We start from the raw sequence: 8,119 nt of genomic DNA, 5'->3' as shown, positions 1-8,119 counted from the left end.
CACCTCGGGGCGGACCAAGAGCATCGCCGACATTGCAGAGGCGGAAGGCATTACTTGCTCTTTCGCTACGCGAATGATTTACAGGGCCTTCCTGGCACCTGACATTGTGCGGGCCATGTTGGACGGCGCCCAACCGCCTAGCCTGACCTCGGATACGCTCAAACAGAGCACCCCTTTGCCCATCGATTGGGCCGCCCAGCGCAACTTACTGGGGTTCGCTCCGGCTTGATGACCACGATATTCGGGCCCAAAACCACCTATCGGTACCGCCGCACTGTCACGCTGAGAATGGCGGCCTCAAACCCCTAAAAACTTGGGCTAACGGTACCGCTGAGAACGCGTAAACGACAAAGCCCCGCCAGTGGCGGGGCTTTGTTCGAACCAGGCTCCGTTTTACCGGTGCGCTGGACTTGCTGGCGGAGCGGTGAGTCTGGGGCAGGTTTGTCTCACCCCACTGCCCTGCTAACAGGGAAATTTGCTGGGAATTCAGCCGTCTACCAGCGCCCTATCCCATGAGGCTTCAGAACTGACCAAGCTGAGGCCGGTTGCAAGTTACAAGGTTCAGCGCGAAACAGGGAATAACAGCGAATCCTGCCTCGTTCGACGGGATCGTCGATCTGCGCCGGGCAACAGGATTGTCAAGCCAAAGGGATGGCCTGCTTCGATCTGTCGTTTCAACGTCGCCGATGAACGCACCCGAGCAGGCGCCGGATAGGGTGCACATCGGGTTCGCGCGTCTCAGATCGCCTGCACTGCAACCACACAGTACTCGGACACTCCGTCTTCGTCCCGATCAATGAGCACCCGGACCGAAACGTCCAGAGCCTCGCCATCGGCGCCTTTCAGCGCTGAGATGAAATCGGCCTTTTGACGGCCGCGCAGCGCCTTGCGCAGACGCGCACCACCATCGACAAAGAGCGCCGGGAAGTCCATGCCTTCGAGTGTCTGTAGCTGATACCCGAGCATCTGTGCCAACGCATCATTGGCCGACTCGCACCGCAGTTCGGGATCCAACAGAGCCATGCCTTCTCGTGATAGCTGCAAGACAGCCTTGAAACGCGCTTGCTGCCTTTGCAACCGCCGTTCCACCAGCTTGCGCGCCGTGTTGTCCATGCTGATGCCAACCATCTTGACGATGCGCCCATCGAACTCGCGCACCGGCGTTGCGCGCGACGAAATCCAGCGAGTGGAGCCGTCAGGCTGAAAGATACGGAAATCGAATTCATGCGCATTGCCGGTACGCAGCGATTCGTCGTAAACCGCATTCATCATCGGGATATCGTCAGCGTGCACATGTTTCCAAAAGTCGTCATTGCTTTCGATGCGCCAGCCGTACACGGCTTCCACATTCGACGAATAGATGACGGCATCGGTCACGAGGTTCCATTCCCACGTCACGATGCGCGCGCCCTCCTGGGCCAGCTTCATGCGGGCTTCGCTTTCCATGATTTCGGCGGTATACCACCACCGAATTGTAGGGTTACCGGCAGCCGACGCCCCTAAGAGTAGGAACCTTAGGCGTCAGATATTCTCCCCCCCAGCAAGTTGACGCGATCACACCAAGTCTGCAACTCGTTAAACCCCGCATTGAGCATCATGCTGAATCGACGCTCGGTCAGGTGCTGCGCGCGGTACACTTCATCGACCACCTTGAGCTTGAGCGCACTGCCTTCCAGCTTGGCTTCGGCGCCTTGCCAGAGACCCTGCCAACGCTCCGCACCTTGACTCGCCACTACCAACGCCCGCCCGGTGCGATCTGCAGCGATCAGTTCCATCAGGCTACCGTTCGGATCATGGCGATACCATGAAAAAACGCCTTCAACTGGCTTGGAAAAACCGGCACCTTCCAGCGCCTGCCGAACCGCTTCGGCGGCCTTCTGCTGTGACGCTTCCCGCCGCATCTTTGCGGCCTCTTGGTCCCGGGTGCGGTCCGCGTCGTGCTTTGCCTGGATCGCAGCAAATACCTTTTCATTGATGGCCCGACCGACCGATGCAATCAGTTCCGCTTCCTTCTTCGGGACGGTGGTTATGGTGCAGCTGTAGCAAACGTCGTTGAGGTTTACTTCAACCAGCACGGTGCAGTACCCCGAGGGCACCCAGGATGCAGGCCCCGTCTGGACTTCCGTGGTGATGGTCTTGCCCGGAGTATCGAGCACAACCATCTGTCCGTCGTTCGTCCATCCGGTACTAGTTGAGCCAGGAACATAAGTGGTCTGAGTGGACGTGGGCGTAAAAGCCGTCTCCTCCTCGTGGTACCGGATATAGAGATTCGGACACGGATCGTCAAAACAGGAATTGGCATTGGCATAAGCCATGTATCCGTTCATCACCTTGTGCATCAGGGGCACGCCTTGTGCGGCAAACGGCAGCTTGACCGGCTTGACATGCTCCTTCTGGAATCCAGCGCGCTGCTGGTCCATAGGGGATTGTCTCAAGACACCTTGCTCGCTGGAGGGCAAGGAAAACAATTGGACCCGTTTGCTTTTCTTGAACACGATGTCGAACACATCGCTGCCTGGCGTGTATGACAGTTCGAGAAGCGACGAGGCATAGTGCGTCGCATCTACCTCCCCTGTCACGTCCTGCCAACGGCGCCCGAAATTCACCCTGCGCAGGATGAACACCAACGGAAGCGCCAGCCAGAATGCCTGGATACCGGCCCAGGCCGTCGCCCAATAGAAGACGAACCCGGCCACGGCCAGTTGAAAGACGAGGACCGCAGCTGAAGATGGCCGCGTAGCACGGCGGCAAAGCTGCACCACGGTCGTTGTCGCCACGCTCATGCAGAAGGCCAGGAACCAACCGCGCCCGCTGCCTCCGGACCCCGCCCCAAACAGCACCCCGTCGCGGAGCCCGGCGCCAGCCTCCCGCAGGACGATCGCCAGCACCACATACACCTGTATCGCGGCAATTTGGAGCCAGAGCCATCGCATGGGAGCACTCTCCCTGGCCCCGATCAACCGGGCCGCGGGTACCGTGAGCAGCGCGAGCAGAATGAAGGCAATCATGTTTGCGACCTGAAATCTTGCGGAATTGATGTTGCCAAGAGCGCATCGACTATTGAGAGCGCCTGGCTGGCTGCTTTAGTCCCAGCTACCCACTACCAACTACCAACTATCGGCATGGGACGCGTCTGGCAGCTGTCCCAATATGTGTTGAATTGGATTGCTACGCGATCTGGGACATGACCGGCAAATTCTAGCAGTACATATTGCGCGCGGCGCAGGTCTTACGCGCCAGATTGGGAGCATCCGGCGAATTATCTTTCCGGTTTTCTACACACCTAACGAATAGGAGATATCGCCCCGGAGAAACTCATGCGCAAGGAAGCTTCGTCGCACAATGGAATGCCCGTCCGCAAAGGCGGTGAGACCGAACACTTGGCCGAAGACCCCTCTAAGGAAGGGTGCCGCCAAACAATGGGTTGCCGTATCAATCACGAGCCGCAGCGCACGGTACACCGCCCCGCAGGACCCGACGAACACCATGCGCTGCACATGGCTGGTCCCTTTCGTATTGAGACATCAATGAAAACAGACGCCTATGTAGAACGGGGGAAGTGGGTCACGGACCATATTGGCCCGATCAATGCAGTCATAACGCTTTCCACGGCGACTCTCCTACCCGTGCTGGATTTCCTGCGGCCCTACTTTCCCTACATCAGCTACGTGGCTGCTGTGGCGGTGATGCTGTTTCTCGTGCTGCTGGTCATGAAAATACGGGGTCTACCGAGAGGTGCCCAATTGCATTCCAGCCTGGTGGTCTGCGCGGGAGTGTGCGCGGCGGCGTTCAGTGTGGGGGCCATTGCCAGTGCCAAGCATGCGGACGAAGGCGGCCTGCTCGCCTCGGTCAGCCACCGGATCAAAACCTGGCAAGACCAATACCTGACCGACATCAAGCAGGACACCGAACTCATCAAGAAGCAGACGGCCGACAACAGCGCCAAGCTCGACAAGACCAACATGATGCTGGCTCAGCTTCTGGACGGCATCCGCCCCGAACTGGAGAAACCGCTGGTCGAGCAGATCAGCGGATACAAGACGCTGCCGGAACATCAGCAGAACGCGTTGTTGTTGCTGACCTCGAAGGTTGGGGTCAACGGGATCAGGCGATACAAGCGCTTGATGCAGGCGGTCAATACGTATTCAGATCAGCGCACCCCGGAGAACGCCAAGGTGGTGACGCAATACCTGACGTACATCGTCCGGATCAATGGCAAGGACGTGGAAGACACGAAGACCGAGAAGCTGCTGACCAGCCTGTTTCTCGATCCGGAAACCTACGCTTACCTGATGGGCATCGGAGCGGCACCGCAAGATCAGGGCCTCCTCAAGGCATGGAACATCGACCTGAGCAAGCCCGCCGGCGAGCAACTGGATGACCCACTGGGCGGCCTGATCAAGGCGCTGACGGCTGCCGGCAAGCCCACCGAGAAGCAAGTGGTGATTCCCGCCAACGAGAACACGACACCGCAGGCGGAGGGGGACTCCCAGGCATCGCCAAGCCAGAAAGAGAAGCAGCACAAGCATCGAGACAAGAGCAACCACGGGCGCGGGGGCAGTGTTTATCTTTCTTAAGAGATGAGCCCCACGACTTTGCAAGAAGCCCAATCCAGACACATGACTCATACAGCTACGTTACAGCGCGCCACGCCGAGCTCCCGGCCCTCCTTCTTCCCATACATAGCAGCACGCCGGCTCTGCATGGCGATTGGCGCAGCGGCGTTGCTGGCCGGTTGCGCAATCAACCCCAACGGCCGCGGCGGCATGCAATTCGGCGTCGATACCACCGAGTTGTTTGGCACGGTGGTGGACACATTCCACCTGCAAGATGGCTCGGACGGTACGCTGCGCAAGGACAGCAGCGGGTACTCGCTCAAGCTGGCGCGCTACATGCGTGTGATCCCGCTGCAGAACGCCCTCACCGCCCGGGTGGCCCGCGTGGACAACATCGGTGAGCGCACTGTGCTGACCATCGAGACACAGGAGCGCAACTGCCCGTATAAGTACGTGCTGCTGGCCGTGCAGGGCAGCGACGTGCTGCACTGGGAGTTCAGCAATTGCAAGGACCGCCCGCGCGCCAACCTCGGCACCAAGAACAACGCGCTGACCTTTGACATGCCTGGCTATGGGCGCCTTGTGCGGTACACCTATGCCGACAGCCGCATGCTGCAGTCTACCGTGCCGGTGCCGCCTGGAACCGACCTGAACACCAAGCCGTTTGCCGATGCTTCACTGCGTGCGCCTGAAGGCAGCGCTGGCAACGCCCCCGCTGGCGACGGCAATCGCTATGTCCCCGGACTCCCGCAAACCACCGCAGGCGCCGGCACCCCAACCACCAGCGCGCCGACCAGCACGGCTAGTACAGGCGGAACGCTCAGCACCGGCCATCGCAAGCGCAGCAGCACCAGTACCGGCACGGGTGGCGGCACGCCTCCTATCGCGCGCGGCCCGGCACCCATGTCCTTCCCCGCCGAGGAAATCAAACCGGTGCGCGTCGACCTGCTCAAATGAATACCCTTTCTGCCACTGCACAGGCCGCCGCTGGCGCCGCCCGCGGCCCCTCCACGCGATCTGTCCTGCTCCGGCAGGGCCTCTTTCTAATCTGCCTGACGTTGCTCTACCTGACCTTCGAGCTGGGGTTCAATGCGCGCCTGCTCGATGTGGTTGGCGGCGATACCAGCATCGACGATGTGCACCGCATCGAGTTCTACGGCCGCACGCTGTCGGGTATCGCCGCGGCGCTGGTGGTGCTCCAGCTCATGCTGACGCACCGCGCCAAGAAGGGGGCCGGCAAGCCAAGCTACCAGGTCATCGCGGTGTGCTTTGGCGTGACCGTGCTGGTGGTCTACTTCGCCATCAAGACGCTTGTTGACGGCATCGTCTTCACGCGCGATGCGGAGTTCCGGCGCATTGCCGTCAACTCCGTGCTGCTGCAGCGCTCTTTGGTGCAGGGCCGGCTGAAGCTCGATGGGCTGGTGGAAGACGATGCGCTGTTCGCGCGCCCCGAAGGCAAGGCGTTTCTCGCGCTGTTCCCCTTTCTGGCGGTCTCGGTCGACCGACTCGACGAGAAGACCCGCGCGGTGAAGGAAGCGCTCATCCGCACGGCCGTGCGCCGTTCCGAACCGCCGCAGGCCTACTACAAGGATTATCAGGAGGCGATGAAAGCGCTGGGCGACAAATGGCGCCAGTACGCCCGCATCCCGACCGCCTCGGACGAAGGGTTGCGCAACCAGCAGGATCGCGCCTGGAACGATTACCGCAACCAGCTTGCGCGGCGCGGGTGGCAGCCCTCCACCGTACCGGCCCGGGCGCGCAGCGCTGTCGTCAAGCACGTGCGGCGCAGCGTGCCGGTGCCTGCGGACTGGAATCCGGCAGACGAAGCGACGTTCCGCGCGGCGGTTGAACAGCGCTACCACCAACAGATGTCGACCAGCGCGCGCAGCGTCAAGGTGGGCAATGACCATATCCCGCCCGGCCTGTCGTACGAAGCCTTTGTTGCCCGCCCCGGCGTGCAGCGGGAACTGCGTCAGACGCTCAAGCTGCCGCCGCAGGTGCGCGTCGCGACGTCCTACGGTTCGCCGGCCGAATTCACTCCGGTGTACGACGCCTTCGTCGATGGCAAGGTGCGGCAAGAGTTGATCAAGTACGAGGCCTCGGCCAGCGACTTCGCCAACGGCGGCAAGTACGCGCAAGCCGGGATCGATGCCACGCGGGCTGCCGTCGTGCCGGCCATCGCGCTGTTCTTCTCGCTGCTGGGTGCCATCGGGCACTTCTCCAAGCTGCTCTACCTGCTCGCCAAGACGCTGTTGCTGCTGCGGGCACCGGCCGACGGCAAGCTCACGCGCGGCGCCGCACTGATCGCCACCGGCGTGCTGCTGGCCACGCTGTGCGGCGTGTGGGTGTCGCTGTCCTATACCGACAACGCCGTCACGCGCAGCCCCCTGTTCACGCAGATGCTGCAATGGGCACGTGGGGCGAACGGCGCCGATGGCGCATCCGCAAGCACCGGCCGCGGCATGCTCACCAACATCGCGCACGTGGTCGCGGTGGGGCAAGGCTACGGCTACCCGATCAACGAATCCATCCGCGCCCGCGTCTTGCAAGGGCTTTCCTATGGCTATCACCCTGCGGGCAGCTGACCTCGCGCGCGCATGCGTGGCGCTGGGCGCCGCGCTGGCATGGGTACTGCCGGCCGCACCGGCGCTGGCGGGATGCCTGGGAATGAAGATCCACGCCCACCGGGGTTCGGCCGAATCGCCCGAGAACTCCGCCAGCGCGCTGCGCAGCGCCTACGCCGGCGACTGGGATGGGGTGGAGATCGACATGCAACAACTGGCCGACGGCACCTGGGTGCTGCACCACGATCTGACCACGGGCCGCGCCGTGCTGACCGGCGGCTCGCTGCCCGTCGCCAAGCTGACCCCGGCCGATTGGCAACGCGCCCGCATGACGCTGCACGGCCGCGCCACCAATGAAGCGCCGCCGTTCCTGGCCGACGCCGCCGCCATTGCCGCGGCGTATCCGGGCAAGACCTTCAATGCCGAGATCAAGGAAGTGGTCGGCAACTGCCAGCCGGTACAGGCGCTGGTCACGCAACTGCACCAGGCCATCCCGCATGGCAACTGGTTTCTGACCTCCGGGCTGCGCACCGCGCTGCGTTGTGCGCGCGGCGCCGACCGCCAGGGCTATCTCGGCCTGATCGTCTTCGACGGGCGCAACGCCGAGGCTGCAGCTTCCAACCGCTGGACACGCCTGGTCGCACAGCACGCAAGCTCGCCCCGCCTGACCCGCGCCTGGATGCTGGACGTGGTGGCTGAACTGGGCAACCCCGTGGGCGTGCACGTGGATGCCAAGACAATGGATGCCAACCCCATGCTGCTGGAAGACGCCGCCGCCACCGGGCTGGCCGTGTTCGCCTACGCCGTGGATGGCGATACCGCGCTGGCAGGCGCGATCGGTCGGGCGCATGCCCGCACGAACCGGCTGCCAAGCGGCGCCATCATCGACGGACGTGCCGATAACTTCTGCGCGCTGGTCAGGCAGGCGACACACCTGCGCTAGCGCAGGTGCGGCAGCGCGCAGCTGTTCCACCGGACAATCCACTGAGCTCAAAAAAT

General features: G+C 62.3%; 6 protein-coding genes and 2 pseudogenes. 5 read left to right on the top strand and 3 right to left on the bottom strand.

Annotated elements, in window-relative coordinates:
* Positions 1 to 229, top strand: a pseudogene (locus PSUB009319_RS23020) (hypothetical protein); the annotation flags it as partial.
* Between the two features lie 509 nt (positions 230 to 738).
* On the opposite strand, the gene PSUB009319_RS23500 reads toward PSUB009319_RS23020, so the two are convergent.
* From PSUB009319_RS23500 to PSUB009319_RS20640, 3 genes and pseudogenes are all read right to left on the bottom strand, one after another.
* Positions 739 to 1,113, bottom strand: a complete 375-nt coding sequence (locus PSUB009319_RS23500; protein ID WP_374704220.1) for a PAS domain-containing protein — start codon at positions 1,111 to 1,113, stop codon at positions 739 to 741.
* Positions 1,087 to 1,428 (bottom strand): annotated as a pseudogene (locus PSUB009319_RS23495) (PAS domain-containing protein); the annotation flags it as partial. The gene PSUB009319_RS23500 and the pseudogene PSUB009319_RS23495, both read right to left, overlap by 27 nt.
* Positions 1,429 to 1,514: 86 nt before the next feature.
* Positions 1,515 to 3,008: a hypothetical protein gene (locus tag PSUB009319_RS20640; RefSeq protein WP_124384044.1), complete on the bottom strand. Its 1,494-nt coding sequence runs from the start codon at positions 3,006 to 3,008 to the stop codon at positions 1,515 to 1,517.
* A gap of 309 nt (positions 3,009 to 3,317) precedes the next feature.
* Between PSUB009319_RS20640 and PSUB009319_RS23315 the strand changes: the two genes are divergently transcribed.
* From PSUB009319_RS23315 to PSUB009319_RS20620, 4 genes are all read left to right on the top strand, one after another.
* The gene (locus tag PSUB009319_RS23315; RefSeq protein ID WP_260393088.1) at positions 3,318 to 4,577 is read left to right on the top strand and encodes a hypothetical protein; all 1,260 of its coding nucleotides are present in this window, start codon (positions 3,318 to 3,320) and stop codon (positions 4,575 to 4,577) included.
* A 126-nt stretch (positions 4,578 to 4,703) separates the two neighbouring features.
* Positions 4,704 to 5,513 (top strand): hypothetical protein, encoded by an 810-nt coding sequence (locus PSUB009319_RS20630; RefSeq protein WP_124384043.1) that lies wholly within the window; start codon positions 4,704 to 4,706, stop codon positions 5,511 to 5,513.
* Positions 5,510 to 7,141, top strand: a complete 1,632-nt coding sequence (locus PSUB009319_RS20625) for a hypothetical protein (protein WP_260393087.1) — start codon at positions 5,510 to 5,512, stop codon at positions 7,139 to 7,141. The genes PSUB009319_RS20630 and PSUB009319_RS20625 overlap by 4 nt, the downstream gene beginning before the upstream one ends.
* On the top strand, positions 7,116 to 8,063 hold the full coding sequence (locus tag PSUB009319_RS20620) for a glycerophosphodiester phosphodiesterase (RefSeq protein ID WP_124384042.1): 948 nt from the start codon (positions 7,116 to 7,118) through the stop codon (positions 8,061 to 8,063). The genes PSUB009319_RS20625 and PSUB009319_RS20620 overlap by 26 nt, the downstream gene beginning before the upstream one ends.
* Positions 8,064 to 8,119 lie beyond the last annotated feature (56 nt).

Origin of the sequence: Ralstonia sp. SET104, from assembly GCF_003851545.1 — a bacterium.
Lineage (GTDB): Bacteria > Pseudomonadota > Gammaproteobacteria > Burkholderiales > Burkholderiaceae > Ralstonia.
Note: the sequence above shows the minus strand (reverse complement) of the source record. Positions and strands in the feature narration are given on the sequence as shown.